The sequence below is a fragment of the Pseudoduganella sp. genome, from assembly GCF_041914865.1.
Classification (GTDB): domain Bacteria; phylum Pseudomonadota; class Gammaproteobacteria; order Burkholderiales; family Burkholderiaceae_D; genus Rugamonas.
This window is the reverse complement of record NZ_JAYSCO010000011.1, coordinates 1-20,515: the sequence shown is the minus strand read 5'-3', so window position 1 is coordinate 20,515 and position 20,515 is coordinate 1. Positions and strand designations below refer to the sequence as shown.

The 20,515-nt window shown below is 65.4% G+C and carries 19 protein-coding genes; 14 read left to right on the top strand and 5 right to left on the bottom strand.

What is annotated here, in order from left to right:
- Nucleotides 1-42 precede the first annotated feature (42 nt).
- Nucleotides 43-861, top strand: a complete 819-nt coding sequence (locus ACE3TQ_RS07650; protein ID WP_374581430.1) for a hypothetical protein — start codon at nt 43-45, stop codon at nt 859-861.
- Between the two features lie 25 nt (nt 862-886).
- Here the strand turns inward: ACE3TQ_RS07650 and ACE3TQ_RS07645 are convergent, their stop codons facing one another.
- Both ACE3TQ_RS07645 and ACE3TQ_RS07640 read right to left on the bottom strand, forming a co-directional pair.
- Nucleotides 887-1,498 (bottom strand): RNA pyrophosphohydrolase, encoded by a 612-nt coding sequence (locus tag ACE3TQ_RS07645; protein ID WP_374581429.1) that lies wholly within the window; start codon nt 1,496-1,498, stop codon nt 887-889.
- 57 nt (nt 1,499-1,555) lie between these two features.
- On the bottom strand, nt 1,556-1,753 hold the full coding sequence (locus tag ACE3TQ_RS07640; protein ID WP_374581553.1) for a hypothetical protein: 198 nt from the start codon (nt 1,751-1,753) through the stop codon (nt 1,556-1,558).
- Here ACE3TQ_RS07640 and ACE3TQ_RS07635 point away from each other — a divergent pair.
- The 3 genes from ACE3TQ_RS07635 (at nt 1,662) to ACE3TQ_RS07625 (ending at nt 5,293) form a co-directional block, all read left to right on the top strand.
- On the top strand, nt 1,662-3,386 hold the full coding sequence (locus ACE3TQ_RS07635) for a proline--tRNA ligase (protein ID WP_374581428.1): 1,725 nt from the start codon (nt 1,662-1,664) through the stop codon (nt 3,384-3,386). The genes ACE3TQ_RS07640 and ACE3TQ_RS07635 overlap by 92 nt on opposite strands.
- Nucleotides 3,387-3,391: 5 nt before the next feature.
- The gene (locus ACE3TQ_RS07630) at nt 3,392-4,045 is read left to right on the top strand and encodes a lytic transglycosylase domain-containing protein (RefSeq protein ID WP_374581427.1); all 654 of its coding nucleotides are present in this window, start codon (nt 3,392-3,394) and stop codon (nt 4,043-4,045) included.
- Nucleotides 4,046-4,222: 177 nt separating this feature from the next.
- Nucleotides 4,223-5,293 carry a trypsin-like serine protease gene (locus ACE3TQ_RS07625; RefSeq protein ID WP_374581425.1) on the top strand — a complete coding sequence of 357 codons (1,071 nt, stop codon included), beginning with the start codon at nt 4,223-4,225 and terminating at the stop codon, nt 5,291-5,293.
- On the opposite strand, the gene ACE3TQ_RS07620 is transcribed toward ACE3TQ_RS07625, so the two are convergent.
- From ACE3TQ_RS07620 to ffh, 3 genes are all read right to left on the bottom strand, one after another.
- Nucleotides 5,294-6,454 (bottom strand): MFS transporter, encoded by a 1,161-nt coding sequence (locus ACE3TQ_RS07620; protein WP_374581424.1) that lies wholly within the window; start codon nt 6,452-6,454, stop codon nt 5,294-5,296.
- Nucleotides 6,455-6,530: 76 nt separating this feature from the next.
- Entirely contained in the window at nt 6,531-6,908 is a 378-nt protein-coding gene (locus tag ACE3TQ_RS07615; RefSeq protein ID WP_374581423.1) for an SWIB/MDM2 domain-containing protein, read from the bottom strand.
- 170 nt (nt 6,909-7,078) lie between these two features.
- Entirely contained in the window at nt 7,079-8,446 is a 1,368-nt protein-coding gene (gene ffh, locus ACE3TQ_RS07610) for a signal recognition particle protein (RefSeq protein WP_374581422.1), read from the bottom strand.
- 205 nt (nt 8,447-8,651) lie between these two features.
- On the opposite strand from ffh, the gene ACE3TQ_RS07605 reads away from it, so the two are divergent.
- From ACE3TQ_RS07605 to ACE3TQ_RS07560, 10 genes are all read left to right on the top strand, one after another.
- The gene (locus tag ACE3TQ_RS07605; RefSeq protein WP_374581421.1) at nt 8,652-9,434 is read left to right on the top strand and encodes a M48 family metallopeptidase; all 783 of its coding nucleotides are present in this window, start codon (nt 8,652-8,654) and stop codon (nt 9,432-9,434) included.
- A 121-nt stretch (nt 9,435-9,555) separates the two neighbouring features.
- Nucleotides 9,556-10,515 (top strand): ABC transporter substrate-binding protein, encoded by a 960-nt coding sequence (locus tag ACE3TQ_RS07600; protein WP_374581420.1) that lies wholly within the window; start codon nt 9,556-9,558, stop codon nt 10,513-10,515.
- Nucleotides 10,512-11,324 carry an ABC transporter permease gene (locus ACE3TQ_RS07595; protein WP_374581419.1) on the top strand — a complete coding sequence of 271 codons (813 nt, stop codon included), beginning with the start codon at nt 10,512-10,514 and terminating at the stop codon, nt 11,322-11,324. Before ACE3TQ_RS07600 ends, ACE3TQ_RS07595 begins: the two co-directional genes overlap by 4 nt.
- Nucleotide 11,325: 1 nt before the next feature.
- A complete protein-coding gene (locus ACE3TQ_RS07590; RefSeq protein WP_374581417.1) occupies nt 11,326-12,162 on the top strand; it encodes an ABC transporter ATP-binding protein in 837 nt (278 codons plus the stop codon).
- A gap of 24 nt (nt 12,163-12,186) precedes the next feature.
- Nucleotides 12,187-12,990, top strand: a complete 804-nt coding sequence (locus ACE3TQ_RS07585; RefSeq protein WP_374581416.1) for an inner membrane protein YpjD — start codon at nt 12,187-12,189, stop codon at nt 12,988-12,990.
- The gene (locus tag ACE3TQ_RS07580; protein ID WP_374581415.1) at nt 12,987-13,241 is read left to right on the top strand and encodes a PP0621 family protein; all 255 of its coding nucleotides are present in this window, start codon (nt 12,987-12,989) and stop codon (nt 13,239-13,241) included. The genes ACE3TQ_RS07585 and ACE3TQ_RS07580 overlap by 4 nt, the downstream gene beginning before the upstream one ends.
- Before the next feature lie 12 nt (nt 13,242-13,253).
- Entirely contained in the window at nt 13,254-14,903 is a 1,650-nt protein-coding gene (locus tag ACE3TQ_RS07575; protein WP_374581414.1) for a PAS domain-containing sensor histidine kinase, read from the top strand.
- Nucleotides 14,900-16,393, top strand: a complete 1,494-nt coding sequence (locus tag ACE3TQ_RS07570) for a sigma-54-dependent transcriptional regulator (protein ID WP_374581413.1) — start codon at nt 14,900-14,902, stop codon at nt 16,391-16,393. The genes ACE3TQ_RS07575 and ACE3TQ_RS07570 overlap by 4 nt, the downstream gene beginning before the upstream one ends.
- Before the next feature lie 347 nt (nt 16,394-16,740).
- Nucleotides 16,741-19,635: a ribonucleoside-diphosphate reductase subunit alpha gene (locus ACE3TQ_RS07565; RefSeq protein ID WP_374581412.1), complete on the top strand. Its 2,895-nt coding sequence runs from the start codon at nt 16,741-16,743 to the stop codon at nt 19,633-19,635.
- A 140-nt stretch (nt 19,636-19,775) separates the two neighbouring features.
- The coding region (locus ACE3TQ_RS07560) for a ribonucleotide-diphosphate reductase subunit beta (protein WP_374581411.1) at nt 19,776-20,515 on the top strand (740 nt) is incomplete at its 3' end.

Here is a 20,515-nt window from a genome sequence, read left to right as displayed (position 1 = left end):
CAAAGGTGTACCCTGCGGCCCTTTGATGATAGTCTTTTGCTAATGTTGCCGTTCCATTTTGTCGACCACGCCCTGTACGAGGGCGCCCCCAAGGTTCCTGCCGCCATCGTCCTGCCGGTCACGGTGGACGGCGTCGACTGCTACGCCCAGCTCGATACCGGCGCGCCCAGCGCCGTGATCTGGCATCGCAAGGGCCAGGGCGCGGCCGCGCGCAGGACGGTGACCGTGGAACTGGCCGGCCAGCGCCGCAGCGTAGAGGCCGACGCCGCCAATCTGGCCCTGCTAGAGCCGGGCCGCTGCCAGCAGGACCTGATCGCCACCATCGGCAATGAATTCTTCGAGCAGGGCACCCTGACCCTGGACCTGGCCGCTGCGCGCTACCAATGGCAGCAGGGCCCCGGCCTGCAGGCTGCGGCCGATGCGCAGCCGATGCAGTATGTGCGCTGGGGCGGCCCGGGCGGCCACCCGCTGGTGACGGTGCGCGTGGCCGGCGGCCTGCCGCAGCAGGCACTGCTCGACACCGGCTCGGCCGCTTTCGGCATCAACGCCCACGATGCGCAGGCCTGGGACGGGCTGACTGGCGGCGCCCCGCGCGACGGCAGCACGCTGCCGGACGCGGTGCGCTTCAGCGCCAACTCCTGGGGTAAGCAGCTGCCCTGCGTGATGGGGACGGTGGCGCGCACCCTGCAGATCGGCGCCGGCCCGGCGCTGCCGGCCTTTCGCGTCGCCTATTGCGAAGGCCTGGGTTTCCAGCCCGGCGCGCCGCTGGCGGGTGTCGTGGGGCTGCACCACTTGCTGGGGCAGGTGCTGGTGCTCGATTACGTGTCGCAGCGTTGGGCCCTGCGTTCGCCGCCGCCATAAAAAAACCGCCCCGAGGGGCGGTTCTTCATTCTTTCGTCAGCAACTCAGTTTCCGGCGCCGGCGGCGTGACCGCAGGCTGCTGCGGCTTGTCCGTGCTGCGCTGGCCGCGCTGGCCGTGCGGCTGGCGCAGGTAGCGCGAGGAGTGGCGGCGCTCGCCATGCGGCGGCCAGGACAGGAAGCGCGACAGCTCCTGCAAGGCGCGCTGGTAGACTTCGCGCTTGAATTCGATCACCACGTCCAGCGGAACCCAGTAATCGTGCCAACGCCAGGCGTCGAACTCGGGATGGTCGGTCAGGCGCAGGTTCACGTCGTTGTCGCGCGCGCACATGCGCAACAGGAACCAGATCTGCTTCTGCCCACGGTAGTGGCCGCGGATTTCCCGCTTGATGAAGTGATCAGGCACCTCGTAACGCAACCAGTCGCGCGTGCGGCCGATGATCTTGACGTGCTCCGGACGCAGTCCGATTTCCTCTTCGAGCTCGCGGTACATTGCTTGCTCTGGCGTCTCACCATACTTGATCCCGCCCTGCGGGAACTGCCACGAGTGCTCGCGCACCCGTTTGCCCCACCACACCTCGTTGTGCGAGTTGAGCAGGATGATGCCGACGTTGGGGCGAAACCCTTCACGATCGAGCATATTGCACCTCAAACTTTCTGTGGCCGAGGCGTCCTCTTATATTTTTGACTACAAATCCTACTGCAATAGCGCTCTTTGTATAAAGTTTGGACGCATCGGGCCAGCTAATCCTTTAAAATTAGGTCGATTATAACTCTCTCTTTTTAAAAAGAATTCACCGAATATGCGTGCATCCCGTTTTTTTATTTCAACCCTCAAGGAAGCTCCATCTGACGCGGAGATCGTCAGCCACCAGTTGATGATGCGCGCAGGCATGATCAAACGCCTCGGTTCCGGCATTTATACCTATATGCCGATGGGCCTGAAAGTAATCCGCAAGGTCGAGGCGATCGTGCGCGAGGAAATGAATAAAGCCGGCGCCGTAGAGCTGCTGATGCCTTTGGTACAGCCTGCCGAGCTATGGCAGGAAACCGGCCGCTGGGACAAAATGGGTCCGGAACTGTTGCGCGTAAAAGACCGCCATGGCCGCGACTTCGCGATCCAGCCAACCTCGGAAGAAGTGATCACCGATGTGGTGCGTAGCGAGATTAAATCCTACCGCCAGATTCCGTTGAATTTTTACCACATCCAGACCAAATTCCGCGATGAACGCCGCCCGCGTTTCGGCCTGATGCGCGGCCGCGAGTTCACCATGAAGGATGCCTACTCCTTCGACCGCGATGTGGAAGGCATGCAGAAGTCGTACCAGATCATGTTCGACGCCTACACCAGGATCTTCACCCGCTTCGGCCTGAAGTTCCGCGCCGTGGCGGCCGACAACGGCGCCATCGGCGGCACCGGCTCGCATGAATTCCACGTGATCGCCTCCACCGGCGAAGACGCGCTGGTGTACTGCCCAACCTCCGACTACGCGGCCAATATGGAAGCGGCGGAAGCCGTCGCCAGCGGCAGCCGCGCCGCCGCCGGCGCCGCGCTGGCCAAGACCGCCACCCCGAAGGCGGCCAAGTGCGAAGACGTGGCCAAGTTGCTGGGCATCGACCTGAAGCAGACCGTGAAGACCATCGCCCTGACCGTGGAAGAAGACGACGGCGCGAAGAAATACTTCATGCTGCTGCTGCGCGGCGACCACGAGCTGAACGAAATCAAGGCCGGCAAGGTGCCGGGCCTGGCCAGGAACCGCTTCTCGACCGAAGCCGAAATCCTGGAAGTGTACGGCTGCAAGCCTGGCTACCTGGGCCCGATCGGCACCAAGGCGCCGGTCACCGTGGTGGCCGACCGCACCGTGGCGCTGATGTCCGACTTCGTCACCGGCGCCAATGAGGTGGACTTCCACTACACCGGCGCCAACTGGGGCCGCGACATGGCCGAACCGGCCATCGTGGCCGACCTGCGCAACGTGGTGGAAGGCGATCCTTCGCCGGACGGCAAGGGCGTGCTGGCGATCGAGCGCGGCATCGAAGTGGGCCACGTGTTCCAGCTGGGCACCGCCTACTCCGAGTCGATGCAGGCCACCTTCCTGGACGAGAACCAGAAGCCGGCCCCGCTGCAGATGGGCTGCTACGGCATCGGCATCACCCGCATCCTGGGCGCCGCCATCGAGCAGAACTTCGACGACAAGGGCATCATCTGGCCGACCGCGCTGGCGCCGTTCCAGCTGGTGCTGTGCCCGATGGGCATGGACCGCTCGGAGCTGGTGAAAGTCGAAACCGAGAAGCTGTACAACGCGGCGGTGGAAGCCGGCATCGACGTCATCCTGGACGACCGCGGCCAGCGCCCGGGCGCCATGTTCGCCGACTGGGAACTGATCGGCGTGCCGCACCGCGTGGTGATCGGCGAGCGCGGCCTGAAGGAAGGCAACCTGGAATACCAGGGCCGCCGCGATACCGAAGCCACCGCCGTGCCTGTGGCCGATGCCCTGGCCTTCATCAAGGGCAAGCTGGCGCAGTGAGCGCCATGGCTGGGCCGCTGTTGAAGACGGGACGCGAACGCCGCCGCTGGTGGGCGCGTCCGCTGCGCTGGTGGCATGCCGCCGCCTTTGCCAGCGGGGTGCTGTGCGCCCCGTTCGGCTTTGCCGGCAACCAGAAGGAGGAGGCGCTGGCCGACGGCGTGCGGGTGGCGCTGTCGCACGCCATCCTCGACGCGCGCCCGCCGAAACCGGTGTTCGCCAGCCCGGCCGACCGCGCCGAGTACGAGACCTGGCACCGCGCCATGTCGGAGCGCCTGAAGCGCCGCCTGCCGGATGAGCTGACGCGCCGCGAATTCCTGGAAACCGCCTGGTACGAGGCGCGCCGCGCCGGCCTCGACCCCAGCCTGGTGCTGGGCCTGATCCAGGTCGAATCGGCCTACCGCAAATACGCCGTCTCCATCGTCGGCGCGCGCGGCTATATGCAGGTGATGCCGTTCTGGACCAATGTGATCGGCGACCGCGACCGCTCCAAACTGTTCAATATGCAGACCAACCTGCGCTATGGCTGCTCCATCCTGCGCATGTACCTCGACATGGAGCAGGGCAACCTCTACCTCGCGCTGGGCCGCTACAACGGCAGCCGCGGCCGCCCCGAGTACCCGAACGCGGTGCTGGCCGCCTGGAACAAGTGGAAGCTGTAAAAGCGTCTCAACTTGTATCGGTTTGTCGGAAATCTTTACATTTGTTCAAATTTAGACATTTGTAAAAACACTAAGTGACTGATAGCTAAAGAAATTTTCTTTCTGGCATGATTCTCGCTAGGAAATGTTGTAGCAGTTAAATACAACTTTCATATCATGAATAGGGAGAATTTCATTTTGGCGCACACTGCATTCAAAAAGCTGTTCGGCATTGCCCTGGCAATTGGCGCGATCGGTTCTGCATCGGCAAACCCGACTGCCGGTTTCCTGGGCCCACAGACGCCGGCCATCACCGCCGGCGCCCTGCCGGATTCGCCGGGTAACCGCGTCGACCCTAACGTAGCCTCCTCGCGCTTCTCGGGCGTGGTCAGCCTGCAAATCGTCAAGAACAACCAGGTCTACATCTGCACCGGCACCCTGGTCAGCAAGCGCTCGGTGGTCACCGCCGGCCACTGCGTCGACACCAATGGCAACGGCGCGGTGATCGATCCGAACGCACCGGGCAACTCCGTGCACGCGATCTTCAACGCCACCAGCAGCGGCCCTGGCCGCGCCGCCATCCAGGCGACCGCCGTGTCGATGCACGCTGACTACGCCGGCTTCGGCAAGTGCCCGGCCGGCGTGAGCGGCTTCTGCACCAACGACGACGTGGCGGTGGTGACCCTGGGCCAGGACGCGCCAGCCGAAGCCAAGATCTACAAGATCGCCACCACCGAACTGATGGCCGGTTCGCGCATCATCATGGCCGGCTACGGCACCTCCGGCGACGGCGTGAACGGCTTCACCGTCAGCCCGGCCTGGCGCGTCAAGCGCAGCGGCCAGAACTACATCGACTTCTTCACCGGCGACGATGAGAAGAACCGCAGCAGCGGCAAGGAAATCTGGTACGCCGACTTCGACGGCAACGGCATCGACGACTTCTGCACCTACTACGGCATGTGCACCCCGGTCCTGCCGAACGACGTGGAATCCGGCATTGGCGGCGGCGACTCCGGCGGCCCATCGTTCGTGGAAATGTACGGTGAGCTGATGCTGATCGCCACCAACACCTTCACCAACGCCAACGGCTACACCGCCGGCACCTTCGGTTCCTACTTCGGCGGCATGGTGCTGAACGGCTACCTGGACTACATCCGCGAAGCCACCGGCGGCAAGGCGCAGTTCATCCCTGAGCCTGCAACCACCGCGATCTTCGGCCTGGGCCTGCTGGCGCTGGCCGGTGCCCGCCGCCGCAAGCAGCAGAAGTAATCACCTGCGGGGCAGCAGCAGCGCGCTGGCCGTGACCAGCGCGAACAGCAGCACCCCGACCGGCAGCAAGCCGGCATGCAGGAAAGGCGCCACCAGTTGCGTGGCGCCGGCGACGGCGGCAAAGGACAGGAACATCAACAGGCCCGATCCTTTGCCCGCGCTGTCGCCAGCGGCCTGCAGCGCGCCGCCCATGGTGGCGGCGCCGCGCAAGCCCAGCCCACCGCAAAACAGGGCCGCCACCACGGCCAGGCACACCAGTCCCGCCGCACCGGCCAGGCCGGCCAGGGCCATCCCCACCAGTCCCGCCCCCGCCAGGTATTGCAGCAGCATGCCGCTGCGCATCAGCCAGCGTTCCCCCAGTTGCTTCACCATGCGCACCGCCACCGCGGCGCCCGCCATGAAGGCCAGCACGCCGAAGATCTGCAGCGCGGCAAACGCCTCGATGCCCAGGCCCAGCGCATGCGTCACCAGTTCCGGCGCGCTGGCGACGTACATCAGCAGGGCGCCGAACATGGCGGCGTAGCTCAGGGCATAGCGCAGGTAAAGGCGGTTGCGCAGCAGCGGCAGGTAGCCGCCGGCACTGCCGGCGGCGGCCGGGCGCGGCGCCGGTGCGGCGCCGACGATGCGCGCCACCAGCGGCAGCAGCAGCAGGGCCAGCACGGCGATCAGCCAGAACGTACTGCGCCAGCTGGCGTGCAGCACGATGGCGGTGCCGGCCACCGGGCCGAGGGCGGGGATGGTGGACTCCACCATGGCCACCACGGCCAGCGCCTTGACGCCATCGGCGGCGTCGAAGCGGCGCCGGATCAGGGCCGGTACCGCCACCGTGGCGGCCCCCGCGCCCAGGCCCTGCACCAGGCGCCCGGCCAGCATGCTCTCGATGCCCGGCGCCAGCGCGCACAGCAGGCTGCCGCCGCCCAGCAGCACGGTGCCGGCGACGATGGTGCGGCGGTCGCCAAAGCGGTCGGCGGCCCAGCCCCAGGCCAGCTGCGACAGCGCCAGCGCCGCCATGAACACGGCCATGGTGGCCTGCGCCGACGTGATGCTGGCGCCCAGCTCGGCGCGCATGGCGGGGATCGCCGGCAGGTACAGGTCGGAGGCCAGCAAGCCCAGGGCTGTCAGGCTTGCAAGCGGAATGGCAAGGCGATGAGCAGGATTCATGACGGGCCCGGGCAAGAAAAAAGCCCCGCGCTGATGCGTCGGGGCTTCTCGAATGGCTGCAACAGCCGGTAGCAGCTTATTTCAGGTGGTCGGAAATCAGCTTGGTCATTTCAAACATGGAGACCTGGGCTTTGCCGCCGAAGACAGCCTTCAGCTTGTCGTCCGCGTTGATCATGCGGCGGTTGGCAGCGTCCTGCAGGTTCAGTTTCTTGATGTAGTCCCAGACTTTCTTGGTCACTTCGGTGCGTGGCAGCGGGGCGGAACCGACCACGGCGGACAGGGCGCTCGATGGGGTCATGGCCTTCATGAAGGCTGCGTTAGGCTTGCGTGCGGCGGGTGCTGCTTTCTTTGCTGCGGGTTTGGCTGCTGCCTTGGCTGGAGCAGCTTTTTTTGCTGCTGGCTTGGCGGCGGCTTTCTTTGCTGCTGCTGGTGCTGCTTTCTTGGCTGTTGCCATATTCGAGCCTCCTTAACATACACATAGAAAATTGCGGAATACAATCGCACGGCTAATATTGGTGGGGATTTGCAGCTTATGCAAGTGTTTTGTGGGGTTTTTTGGGGGAAACATGGCTTAGTCAACAAAAAAGCCTCCCGAGGGAGGCTTTTGCGTGGCACGGCAGGCAATTAACGCATGCCGGGCATCATGCCTTTCATAGAGCGCATCATCTTCATCAGGCCGCCGCCGGACAGTTTTTTCATCATGGTCTGCATCTGCTCGAACTGGTTCAGCATGCGGTTCACTTCCTGCACCTGGACCCCGGCGCCGGCCGCGATGCGGCGCTTGCGGGCCGCCTTGATCAGTTCCGGCTTGGCGCGCTCCTGCGGCGTCATCGAGTCGATGATGCCGACCATGCGCCGCACCTGCTTTTCCGCCTGGTCCATATTGGCGCCGGCGGCGGCCTGCTGGAACTGGGCCGGCAGCCTGTCCATCAGGCCGGCCATGCCGCCCATCTTCTTCATCTGCGCCAGCTGGGCCTTGAAGTCGTTCATGTCGAACTTGCCGCCCGACTTGACCTTGGCCGCCAGTTCGGCCGCCGCCTTTTCATCGACGCCCTTGCGCGCTTCCTCCACCAGGGCCAGGATGTCGCCCATGCCCAGGATGCGGTTGGCCATGCGCTGGGCGTCGAAGGCTTCCAGGCCGTCCAGCTTTTCCGAGACGCCGGCGAACTTGATCGGCTTGCCGGTAATGTGGCGCACCGACAGCGCGGCGCCGCCGCGCGAGTCGCCATCGAGCTTGGTCAGCACCACGCCGGTCAGCGGCAGCGCGTCGTTGAAGGCCTTGGCGGTGTTGATGGCGTCCTGGCCCAGCATGGCGTCGACCACGAACAGGGTTTCGATCGGCTTGACCGCGCCGTGCACGGCGGCGATCTCTTTCATCATTTCCTCGTCGATGCCGAGGCGGCCGGCGGTGTCGATGATCAGCACTTCATGGTGGTGCTTCTTGGCCCAGTCCAGCGCGGCCAGGGCGATGTCGACCGGCTTGTCCTGCGCCGTGGACGGGAAGAAGTCGGCGCCCACCTGGGCGGTGACCGATTGCAACTGGGCGATCGCGGCCGGACGGTAGACGTCGGCCGACACCGTCAGCACTTTCTTTTTCTTCTGTTCTTTCAGGTACTTGGCCAGCTTGCCGACGGTGGTGGTCTTACCCACGCCCTGCAAGCCTGCCATCAGGATGATGGCCGGCGGCTGCTGGGCGAACGACAGCTGCGACGCTTCCGGACCGAGGTCGGCGCCCATCAGGGCACCCAGCTCGCGCTGCACCACGCCGACCAGGGCCTGGCCCGGGGTCAGCGAGGAAATCACTTCTTCGCCAAGCGCCTTTTCCTTGACCTTGGCGATGAATTCGCGCACGGCCGGCAGGGCGACGTCGGCCTCCAGCAGCGCCATGCGCACTTCGCGCAGCATCTCGGCGGTGTTGGATTCGGTCAGGCGGGCCTCGCCGCGCATGGTCTTGACGACTTTGGCAAGGCGCTGGGTCAGGTTGTCTAGCATGGATAGCCTACTAATTGGATAGAAGCGGAAAATCCCGCCATTTTACCTTAGTAGCCGGGGCTGGCGGCAGGGCGCTGCCGCTGCACGCGCTCTCTCACACATTGTCACTCCCGTGCACATTTTTATGCTTTTTACAAAGTTTCTCATTGACAAGATACGCGCTCACCGTGCATCTTGTTGTTAAGTTAATTTTCGAGGTGTTTTTGTGCAAACGCTGGCCGTCTCCGACCTGCTCGACGTCCCCGCCCGTGGACGGCGCCGCGCGCGCCGCCCCTGGCGGCGCGCGGCGCTGGCCGTGCTGCTGGCGGCGGCCGGCGTGGCCGGCTGGCAGCTGCTGCGGCCGCTGCTGGCCGAGCAGCTGGCCGACGCCATGACCCCGGCGCAGGAACTGCGCCTGGGGCAGGGCGTGTTGCGCGAACTCGACATCCACACCCTGGCGCCCAGCAAGCTGCCGGCGGCGCAGCAGGAACGCCTGGCCAGCGCCTTCGCCGGCCTGCAGGCGCCGCACGAAGGGGCGCCGCCGCACCGCCTGCAGTTCCGCTCCGGCCATGCCGGCGCGGTGGCCTTCGCCCTGCCGTCGGGCGATATCATCCTGGATGACGCGCTGGTGCAGGCCCTGCCCGACGAAGCGGCCGTGCTGGCCGTGCTCGCGCATGAGCTGGGCCACCTGCAGCGCCGCCATATGCTGAAACGGCTGGTGCAGGAAGCCATGCTGCCGACGGCGGCCGGCATGCTGGGCGGCGACATGGCGTGGGCCGTGTCGAGCACGGCGTCGCTGGCGCCGCAGCTGCCGTGGGCGCAGCAGGCCGAGATCGAAGCCGACGCCTACGCCGCCGACCTGCTGGAACACAATGGCCTGGCCCTGCGCAGCCTGCAGGAAGCGCCGCAAGCCCTGCATGCGCTGGGCGGCCTGCAGCATCCCTACCTCATCCTCCATCCCCTGAGCGGCGAGCGCCTGGCGCGCCTGCGCGAACGCGCCACCCGCTAAGACGCCGCGGCAAGACCAATCTTTGTCTTGCGTCAAAGATCGCGCAAGTCGTACTGCTATTGTTCCAAGGCACGCTCTCGCAATTCCGGCGGGAAAGTTTTCGCATGCAAGGGGAGGCTGGATGAAACGCATATGGATTGGCGCGCTGCTGCTGGCGGCGGGCAGCGCCCAGGCGCAGGAGGTGGTGCGGCTGGGGAACCTGAAGCTCGCGCACTTCGGCGCGGTCGCCTATATCAAGGAAATCGCCCCGCGCTGCGGCATCAAAGTGGAAGAGCGCGTGTTCGCCAAGGGGCTGGACGTGATGGCGGCGCTGCTGGCGGGCGAGCTTGATGTCGGCGCCACGGCCTCGGAAGCGGCCATCGCCGGCCGCGCCGGCGGCGCCCCGATCTACGTGGTGGCCGGCTTCGCCAAAGGCGGCGCGCGCCTAGTCGGGCGCAGCGACCTGGCCTGGAAGTCGATCCACGACTTGAAGGGGCGGCGCGTGGGCGTGACGCGCGGCGCCATCCAGGAAGTGCTGCTGCTGGCCGAACTGCAGCGGGCCGGCCTGAGCGTCTCCGAGCAGCCGGGCAAGGACGTGCAGACCGTGCTGCTGGCCTATGCGGACCTGAACCAGGCCCTGCTCGGCAAGCATATCGACGCCATGATGCAGTCCGAGCCGCAATCCTCGCAAGCCATCAACAAGGGCTACGGCCGCGAGATCCTCAAGCCCTATGCCACCCCGATCGGCGAGCCGGTGCGCACCCTGGTGATGACGGACAGCTTCTACCAGGCGCGGCGCCCGCTGGCGGAAAAATTCATGCGCTGCTTCGTGCTGGCCACGCGCACCTTCATCGAGCAGCCGGCCGTGGCTGAGAAGTATGTGCGCGAAACCGTGTTCAAGGGCCAGATCAGCAGCGCCGACTACCAGGACGCGATCGGCAACGCGCCGTTCTCCTACGATGTGACGCCGCAGCACATCCAGGCCACCACCGACACCATGGTGAAGACCGGCGTCGGCAAGCTGGCGCGGCCGCCGCTGGCGCGCGACTGGGTGCGCACCGAACTGCTGGAGCAGGCCAAACAGGCGCTGGGGGTCAAATGAGGCCGGCCTGGCGCGACACCGCCATCGGCCTGCTGCTGCCGGCGCTGTTGCTGCTGCTCTGGCACGTCGTGGTGCAGCAGGGCTGGGCCAGCCCGCAGGCGCTGCCGGCGCCGGCTGCGGTGGCGCGCAAATGGCTCGAATACCTGCTGCCGCAGCAGCCTTTCGGCGGCGGCAACTGGCTGGCCTGGGCCTGCTCCGGCGAGCTGCCGCGCGACGCCGCGGCCAGCCTGGCGCGCGTGCTGGCCGGTTTTGCCATCGGCGCCGCGCTGGCGCTGCCGCTCGGCCTGGCCATGGGCGCCAGCACCCGCGCCTACCGCCTGCTCAATGTGCTGGTGCAGGTACTGCGGCCGGTGCCGCCCATCGCCTACATCCCGCTCGCCATGCTGTGGTTCGGCCTGGGCAATGCGCCGGCCGTGTTCCTGATCGCGCTGGGTGCCTTCTTCCCGGTGCTGGTCAACACCATCGCCGGCGTGCGCCAGGTGGACGGCATCTACCTGCGCGCCGCGCGCAACCTGGGCGCCGGCGGCGCCACCCTGTTCCGGCGCGTGATCCTGCCGGCCGCCATGCCTGCCATCCTGGCCGGCGCGCGCATCGGCATCGGCACCGCCTTCATCGTGGTGATCGTGGCGGAGATGGTGGCGGTGAACAACGGCCTGGGCTTCCGCATCAGCGAGGCGCGCGAGTACTTCTGGTCCGACAAGATCATTGCCGGCATGGCCAGCATCGGCCTGCTCGGCCTGGCCATCGACACCGGCATGGACCGCCTGAACCGCCACCTGCTGCGCTGGCACCGCGGCCTGGAGCACTGATATGAGCACAGCACACATCGAAGTGAAGGGCGTCAGCAAAGTCTTCGGCGGGACGGTGCTGGCGCTGCAGGACATCCACCTGGACATCCCGCGCGGCCAGTTCGTCTGCCTGCTCGGCCCCTCGGGCTGCGGCAAGTCGACCCTGCTCAACGCCATCGCCGGCTTTGCCGCGCCCAGCAGCGGCAGCATCGTGGCCGACGGCAGGCCGGTGGCCGCGCCCGGCCCCGAGCGCGGCATGGTGTTCCAGGAATACGCCCTGTTCCCCTGGATGACGGTGGCCGACAACGTCGCCTTCGGCCTGCGCCTCAAGGGCGTGCCCAGGGCGCAGGCCGACGCCACGGTCGAGCGCCTGCTGCGCACCCTGTCGCTGCAGGAGTTCCGCCACCGCTTCCCGAAAGAGCTGTCGGGCGGCATGCGGCAACGCGTCGCCATCGCGCGCGTGCTGGCGCTGGACTCGCCCATCATGCTGATGGACGAACCGTTCGGCGCCCTGGACGCCCTGACCCGGCGCTCCCTGCAGGACGAGCTGCTGCGCATCTGGTCCGAGCTGCACAAGACCATTATCTTCGTCACCCACAGCATTGAGGAGGCGCTCTACCTGGCCGACCGCATCGTGGTCATGACCTACCGCCCCGGCACCATCAAGCGCGACCTGCTGGTCGGGCTGCCGCGCCTGCGCGACCCGGCCGCGCCCGGGTTCAACGCCCTCAAGCGCGAACTGGACCAGTTGGTGATGGAGGAACAACAGCGCCACCAGCATGACGAATTAAAAGGAGACATTAATGGGGACGTACCCTCTTTTCCGTCCCGACGGAAAAGAGGGTACGTCCCCATTTAATTCCTTGGGTGTTAAACTTACCGGATGCAAATTTACTTCCTGATTGCAGCAACGCTGCTTTACCTGGTTTGTGCCTTCCTTCCCTCCCGCAAGGTCGCGCCGATTGCCGCTTTGACGGCGGGCGCCTGGCTGCTGCACGGCGTGGCGCTGTGGAGCGATGTCATGCTGCCCGGTTCGCTGCGCATCGGCTTTGCCACCATGCTGTCGTCGGCGCTGTGGATTTCGGTCGGCGCCTACTGGCTGGAGAACCGCAATTTCCCGCTCGATGGCCTGCGCCGCATCGTGATGCCGGTGGCGGCGCTGGTGGTGGCGCTGCAGGCGGGTTTCCCGGGCGCGCTGATCGCGACCGCCGGCCGCTCGCCGATGCTGGGCTGGCATATCGCCGTGGCCACGCTGGCCTATAGCACGCTGACCATCGCCGCCTTCCATGCCGTGCTGATGGCGCTGCAGGAGTCGCGCCTGCATACGCGCAGCGACCGGCCCGGCATCCTGGCCACGGCGCTGGACCAGCTGCCGGCCCTGCTGACCATGGAAAAGCTGCTGTTCCGCCTGATCGCCTTCGGCTTCGTGCTGCTTAGCCTGACCGTCCTGTCGGGCATCGTCTTTACCGAGGAATTGTTTGGCCGCGCGCTGAAGTGGGACCACAAATCGGTCTTCACCCTGCTGTCGTGGGTGCTGTTCGCCGCCCTGCTGGCAGGCCGCCAGTTCCGCGGCTGGCGCGGCAAGACCGCCCTCAGCTTCACGCTGGCCGGCTTTGCGACCCTGCTGCTGGCCTATGTCGGCAGCCGTTTTGTCATGGAAGTAGTGTTACATCGAGGTTTGGCATGACCCGTCTCCTGTTCTGGATTGCGCTGGTGATCCTGGTGATCGCTGCGGTGCGCAGCAAGTTGCGCAAGATGAGCGGCCCGCCCGGCGGCGCCCAGGGCGGCCAGCCGGCGCCGCGCCAGCCGCAGCGCCCGGCCCCGGGCGCGACCGAAAAAATGCTGCAATGCGCCCAGTGCGGCGTGCATTTCCCGGCTTCGGAGAACGTGCCGGCCAACGGCCGCGACTACTGCTGCGCGGCGCACGCCCCGCAATAAGGCCGCCGCAGCGTGTTCGCCCGCCTCCATTCCCTGTCGGCTGCGTCGCGCGACACCTTCTGGCGCTCGCTGCAGGCCCTGGGCGGCACGCGTATCGTCATTGCCATCGTGCTGCTGCTGTACTTCAGCGCCGGCAAGATGGGGACGCGCGAAAGCACGGTGGAAATCTGCGCCGGCTACCTGCTGGCAGCGGCTGGCCTGCAGGTGCTGGCCAGCCGCTGGCGGCGCCATTTCATGCTGCAGCTGATGTCGCAGATCGCCTGCGACCTGAGCGTGATCTCGCTGCTGTATATGAGCACCGGCGGCATGCGCTCCGGCTTTGCCATCCTGTACCTGTTCCCGCTGGCCGGCTGCGCCATCCTGGCGCCGCTGGTGCTGGCGCTGTTCAGCGCTTCGCTGGCCAGCCTGTTCATGCTGGCCCACAGCAGCTACCTGGCCTACATCTCCTCGGACGAGTCGCAGATGGTGCAGGCCGGCCTGTACGGCATTGCCTGGTTTGCCGTGGTGCTGGTGGTGAACCGCATGGCGGCGCGCCTGATCGGGCAGGAGGAGCTGGCGGCGCAGCGCGGCATCGAGATCGGCGTGCAGCAGGCGGTCAACCGCCTGGTCATCTCGCATTCGGCCGACGGCATCCTGGTGGTGGGGCCGGATGGCACCGTCTATATGAGCAACCCGGCGGCGCAGCACATGCTGGGCGGCCCGGTGCCGTCGCTGCAGGGCGCCGTGCTGCAGCCGATCGCCGCCGCCTATGAAGCCTGGCGCGCCGACCCGGCGCAGGCCACCAGCTTCATCACCATCAAGCCGTTCGCCGATCCGGCGCTGGAGGACATGACCGCGGCCTGGAGCGCACGGCGCGACGTGGCGCAGCACCTGAAGCTGCGCTTTGCGCCGGCCGACACCGCCGGGCTGGACGTGGAGCGCAATGTGATCTTCCTGGAAGACGTGACCAGCATCGAGGAAAAGGCGCAGCAGCTGAAGCTGGCCTCGATGGGGCGCCTGACCGCCAGCATCGCGCATGAGGTGCGCAACCCGCTGTCGGCCATCGGCCACGCCAATTCGCTGCTGGAGGAGGACCTGCAGGCGCCGGTGCACAAGCGCCTGCTGAAGATCATCAGCGACAATGTGGCGCGCGTGAACCGCATGGTGGAGGACATCCTGCAGCTGTCGCGCAAGGCGCAAAGCCACCATGAGCCGATGGAGCTGGAAGCTTTCCTCAACGAGCTGAAGGCCGAATTCGACGAAACCCATAAGCTGGACAGCAAGATCCTGTGCCTGGGCGGCATGCAGCAGGTGACGGTGCGCTTCGACCCGCTGCACCTGCGCGAAGTGCTGATCAACCTGCTCAACAATGCGGTGCGCTATGCCAGCGGCACGCCGTCCAGCATCCGTGTCTTCATTGTCAACACGCCGGGGCGCCAGCTGGAGCTGCACGTGCAGGACGACGGCCCGGGCATTTCGCCCCAGGTGCGGGCCCACCTGTTTGAGCCGTTTTACACCACTTCCAGCAAAGGCACGGGCCTGGGCCTGTATCTGGCGCGCGAATTGTGCTTGAATAACGATGCCATGCTGGATTACGAACACCGCTTCGATGCCGGCATGACAGAGGGCGGGGCGCGCAAGTCGAGCGGCCGCTTTGTAATTACATTTGCGAAAAATACATGACTTCTCCACGTGTCCTGGTCGTTGACGACGAAGCCGACCTGCGCGAACTGCTGGAAATCACCTTGCTGAAGATGGGGCTGGACGTGGACAGCACAGAAACCCTGCAGCAAGCGCGCCAGCTGTTTGCCGAAAAAGAGTACCAGCTGGTGCTGACCGACATGCGCCTGCCCGACGGCCTTGGCCTGGAACTGGTGCGCGAAGTGACGGCCAGCGGCAAGAACGTGCCGATCGCGGTGGTGACCGCCTTTGGCAGCGCCGACAACGCCGTGGTGGCGCTGAAGGCCGGCGCCTTCGACTATGTCAGCAAGCCGGTGCAGCTGGACCAGCTGCGCGTGCTGGTGCAGTCTGCGCTCAAGCTGACCGACCAGGCCCCGGCGGCCGCCCCGGCGCGCGGCCCGCAGACCAGCCGCCTGCGCGGCAGTTCGGCGGCGATCCAGTCGCTGCGGGCACAGATCGCGCGCCTGGCGCGCTCGATGGCGCCGATCGCCATCAACGGCGAGTCGGGCAGCGGCAAGGAACTGGCGGCGCGCGAAATTCACGCGCAAAGCTCGCGCGCCGACAAGCCTTTCATTGCCGTCAACTGCGGCGCCATCCCGGAAGCGCTGATGGAGGCCGAGTTCTTCGGCTACCGCAAGGGCGCTTTCACCGGCGCCGCCGACGAGCGCGACGGCTTCTTCCAGGCCGCCAACGGCGGCACCCTGATGCTGGACGAGGTGGCCGACCTGCCGCTGGCCATGCAGGTCAAGCTGCTGCGCGCCATCCAGGAGCGGCGCGTGCGCAAGATCGGCGCCACCTCGGAGGAACCGGTCGACGTGCGCATCATCAGCGCCACCCACAAGAACCTGGAAAAACTGGTGGAGGACGGCCTGTTCCGGCAGGACTTGTTCTACCGCCTGAACGTGATCGAGCTGCGCCTGGCGCCGCTGCGCGAGCGGCTGGACGACCTGGATGAGCTGATCGACGCCATCCTGGCGCGCCTGGGCACCTTCGAGCACAAGGCCGTGCTGGGTCCGGGCGTGCTGGAAGTGCTGAAGGGCTACAGCTTCCCCGGCAATGTGCGCGAGCTGGAAAACATCCTCGAGCGCGCGCTGGCCTTCTCCAACGATGGCGTGATTTCCGCCGAGGACCTGGCGCTGAAAGGCGGCACGCTGCCGCCGCCCGCCGCCGCGCCGGCGCCGTCCCCGGCCGTGGCAGCGCCCATCGCTGCCGCACCGGGCGCCCCGGCCCCGGCCAGCGCGCCGGCTGCGCCGGAGGCCGACGAAGCCGGGCAGGCCGGTGCCGGCGGCGATCCCGGCATGCCGCCGCTGCCGGTGTTCGACGTCCTGCCCAGCAACCTGCCGGCCTACCTGGAAGCGGTCGAGCGCGACATCATCACGCGCGCCCTGGCGCAAACCAACTACAACCGCACCCAGGCTGCCCAATTGCTGGGCATCAGCTTCCGCCAGCTGCGCTACCAGATGCAGAAACTGAACATCCAGGACCCGAGTTAGGGGTCCCGGGCGGCGGACCGGCGGCGCGACCCCGGTCCGCGGTTTCGACTATAATCCCGGTCCGCCGCGAAATTCCCTTCATTGTTGTAGCGTTTTTGCCAACGCACAACTCCCTGCTGCGCTGCAACATTGCATACTAAATCAGCAAACAAAAAGCTGTGTTAGTGCTCGCTCACCGCCGATCGCCTGTGTTGATCGGGGAATGCAAAAGTCAATAAGAAATCGTGGTCGAAACGAAAAAATTTCATCTTGTACGAACCGGTCCGTCTCACTACAATTAGTGGACAGAATTCGATGGTTCACTAGATATAGTGGTCATAAACAAATACTGAATACGCGGAGCATAAATGCAATCTACTCAAGACATTTCCATCACCCAGGCGCCACAAGTGCCTGTTTCCGCTGGTGAAACCGCCGGCGGCGTCGCTGTTTCCGCCGCCCAGATGGCCGATTACCGCATCATCCGCCGCAACGGCGCCGTGGTTGCGTTCGAGCCATCCAAGATCGCCGTGGCCATGACCAAGGCGTTCCTGGCGGTGAACGGCGGCCAGGGTGCGGCCTCCGCCCGCATCCGCGAGCTGGTGGAAGAGCTGACCAACAATGTGGTGGCCGCCCTGATGCGCCGCCAGCCAGCCGGCGGCACCTTCCATATCGAAGACGTGCAAGACCAGGTGGAACTGGCCCTGATGCGCTCGGGCGAACACGATGTGGCGCGTTCCTACGTGCTGTACCGCGCCAAGCACATGGAAGAACGCCGCCTGAAGAAAGAGGCAGCCGGTGCCTCCGCGACCGCAGAACCACAGATCAATGTGACCGAGAACGGCGTGTCCCGTCCGCTGGTCATGCAGGAAGTGCGCGACCTGATCGGCGCCGCCTGCAAGGGCCTGGAAAAGCACGTCGATGCCGACGCCATCCTGGCCGAAACCGTGAAGAACCTGTACGACGGCGTGCCGGTCGAAGAACTGCACAAGTCCGCCATCCTGGCTGCCCGCGCGCTGATGGAAAAGGACCCGGCCTACTCGCAAGTGACCGCGCGCATCCTGCTGCACACCATCCGTAAGGAAGTATTCGGCAAGGAAGTGCCGCAAGCCGGCGCCGCCGCCGCCTACATCGAGTACTTCCCGCAGTACATCGCCAAAGGCATCGCCGCCGAACTGCTGAACGAAGAACTGGGCAAGTTCGACCTGGCCAAGCTGGCCAAGGCCCTGGTGGCCGACCGCGACCTGCAGTTCGGCTACATCGGCCTGCAAACCCTGTACGACCGCTACTTCCTGCACGTGCGCGATGTGCGCATCGAAATGCCGCAGGCCTTCTACATGCGTGTCGCCATGGGCCTGGCCCTGAACGAGACCGACCGCGAAGCGCGCGCCATCGAGTTCTACAACCTGCTGTCGACCTTCGACTTCATGTCGTCGACCCCGACCCTGTTCAACTCCGGCACCCAGCGTTCGCAGCTGTCCTCCTGCTACCTGACCACCGTGTCCGACGACCTGGAAGGCATCTACGACGCCATCAAGGAAAACGCACTGCTGGCCAAGTTCGCCGGCGGCCTGGGCAACGACTGGACCCCGGTGCGCGCCCTGGGCGCCCACATCAAGGGCACCAACGGCAAATCGCAAGGCGTGGTGCCGTTCCTGAAAGTGGTGAACGACACCGCCGTGGCGGTGAACCAGGGCGGCAAGCGCAAGGGCGCGGTCTGCGCCTACCTGGAAACCTGGCACATGGATATCGAGGAATTCCTCGACCTGCGCAAGAACACCGGCGACGACCGCCGCCGCACCCACGACATGAACACCGCCAACTGGATTCCGGACCTGTTCATGAAGCGTGTGATGGAAAAGGGCACCTGGACCCTGTTCTCGCCATCCGACGTGCCTGACCTGCACGACAAGTTCGGCAAGGAATTCGAAGAAGCCTACCTGGGCTACGAAGCCAAGGCCGCCAACGGCGAACTGCGCCTGTTCAAGAAGATCGAAGCGCTGGACCTGTGGCGCAAGATGCTGTCCATGCTGTTCGAAACCGGCCACCCATGGATCACCTTCAAGGATCCGTGCAACATCCGTTCGCCGCAGCAGCACGTGGGCGTGGTGCACTCCTCGAACCTGTGCACCGAGATCACCCTGAACACCAACGCCGACGAAATCGCCGTCTGCAACCTGGGTTCCGTGAACCTGCCGGCGCACATGAAAGAAGGCAAGATCGACCACGTCAAGCTGCAGAAGACCATCCGCACCGCGATGCGCATGCTGGACAACGTGATCGACATCAACTACTACGCCGTCGAGAAAGCACGCAACGCCAATATGCGCCACCGTCCGGTCGGCCTGGGCGTGATGGGCTTCCAGGACTGCCTGCACATGATGCGCGTGCCATACGCCTCGATGGAAGCGGTGAACTTCGCCGACACCTCGATGGAAGCGGTGTGCTACTACGCCTACCTGGCGTCGACCGAGCTGGCGGAAGAGCGCGGCCGTTACGAATCGTACGAAGGCTCCCTGTGGTCGCGCGGCATCCTGCCGCAAGACTCGGTGCGCCTGCTGGCGGAACAGCGCGGCGGCTACCTGGAGCAGGACCTGTCGTCCTCGATGGACTGGACCCCGGTGCGCGAGCGCATCGCCAAGTTCGGCATGCGTAACTCGAACTGCGTGGCGATCGCTCCGACCGCGACCATTTCGAACATCATCGGCGTGTCCGCTTGCATCGAGCCGACCTTCCAGAACCTGTACGTGAAGTCCAACCTGTCCGGCGAGTTCACCGAGATCAACGCCTACCTGGTGCGCGACCTGAAGGCACGCGACCTGTGGGACGAGGTGATGATCGCCGACCTGAAGTACTTCGACGGCTCCCTGAGCAAGATCGATCGTGCCCCGCAAGACCTGCGCGACATCTACGCCACCGCCTTCGAAGTGTCGCCGACCTGGCTGGTGGAAGCCGCATCGCGCCGCCAGAAGTGGATCGACCAGGCGCAGTCGCTGAACATCTACATGGCAGGCGCCTCCGGCAAGAAGCTGGACGAGACCTACAAGCTGGCATGGCTGCGTGGCCTGAAGACCACCTACTACCTGCGCACTATTGCAGCGTCGCACATGGAGAAATCCACCACCCGTACCGGCGCCCTGAACGCCGTGTCCGCGAACGTGCCGGATGCCCCGGCAGCCGTCGCGCCAGTGGTTGAGGAAGGCGCCGCCTGCTACCTGCGTCCTGGTGACCCAGGTTTCGAGGAATGCGAAGCCTGCCAGTAATACAATAAGGTAAGCCCGGTAAACCAGGGTCTGACCCAAGGGTCAGACCCAGTCCATTCAGTTGAGCGGACAGGGTCAGACCCTTGGGTCTGACCCAGGTTTACCGGGTTCAAAAGAGTCAATCTAAGAGGAAAAAACAAATGCTATCCTGGGACGAAGAAACCGCGGCAGCACCGCGTATGACCCCACCTCCAGGCGCCACCGCCGAAGCCACCGCCGAGCAAGTCGCCCTGCGCGTCAACGCCGACGACAAGCGCGTGATCAACGGCCAGACCGACGTCAACCAGCTGGTGCCGTTCAAGTACAAATGGGCCTGGGACAAATACCTGGCCGGCTGCGCCAACCACTGGATGCCGCAGGAAGTGAACATGCAGCGCGACATCGAGCTGTGGAAGAACCCGAACGGCCTGTCCGAAGACGAGCGCCGCCTGGTCAAGCGTAACCTGGGCTTCTTCGTCACCGCCGACTCCCTGGCCGCCAACAACATCGTGCTGGGCACTTACCGCCACATCACCGCTCCCGAGTGCCGCCAGTACCTGCTGCGCCAGGCGTTCGAAGAAGCGATCCACACCCACGCCTACCAGTACATTGTCGAGTCCCTGGGCCTGGACGAGCAGGAAATCTTCAACGCCTACAACGAAGTGGCGTCGATCCGCGACAAGGACCAGTTCCTGATCCCGTTCATCAACACCCTGACCGAACCGACCTTCAAGACCGGCACCGTCGAGACCGACCAGCAGCTGCTGAAGTCCCTGATCGTGTTCGCCTGCCTGATGGAAGGCCTGTTCTTCTACGTCGGCTTCACCCAGATCCTGGCGCTGGGCCGCCAGAACAAGATGACCGGCGCCGCCGAGCAGTACCAGTACATCCTGCGCGACGA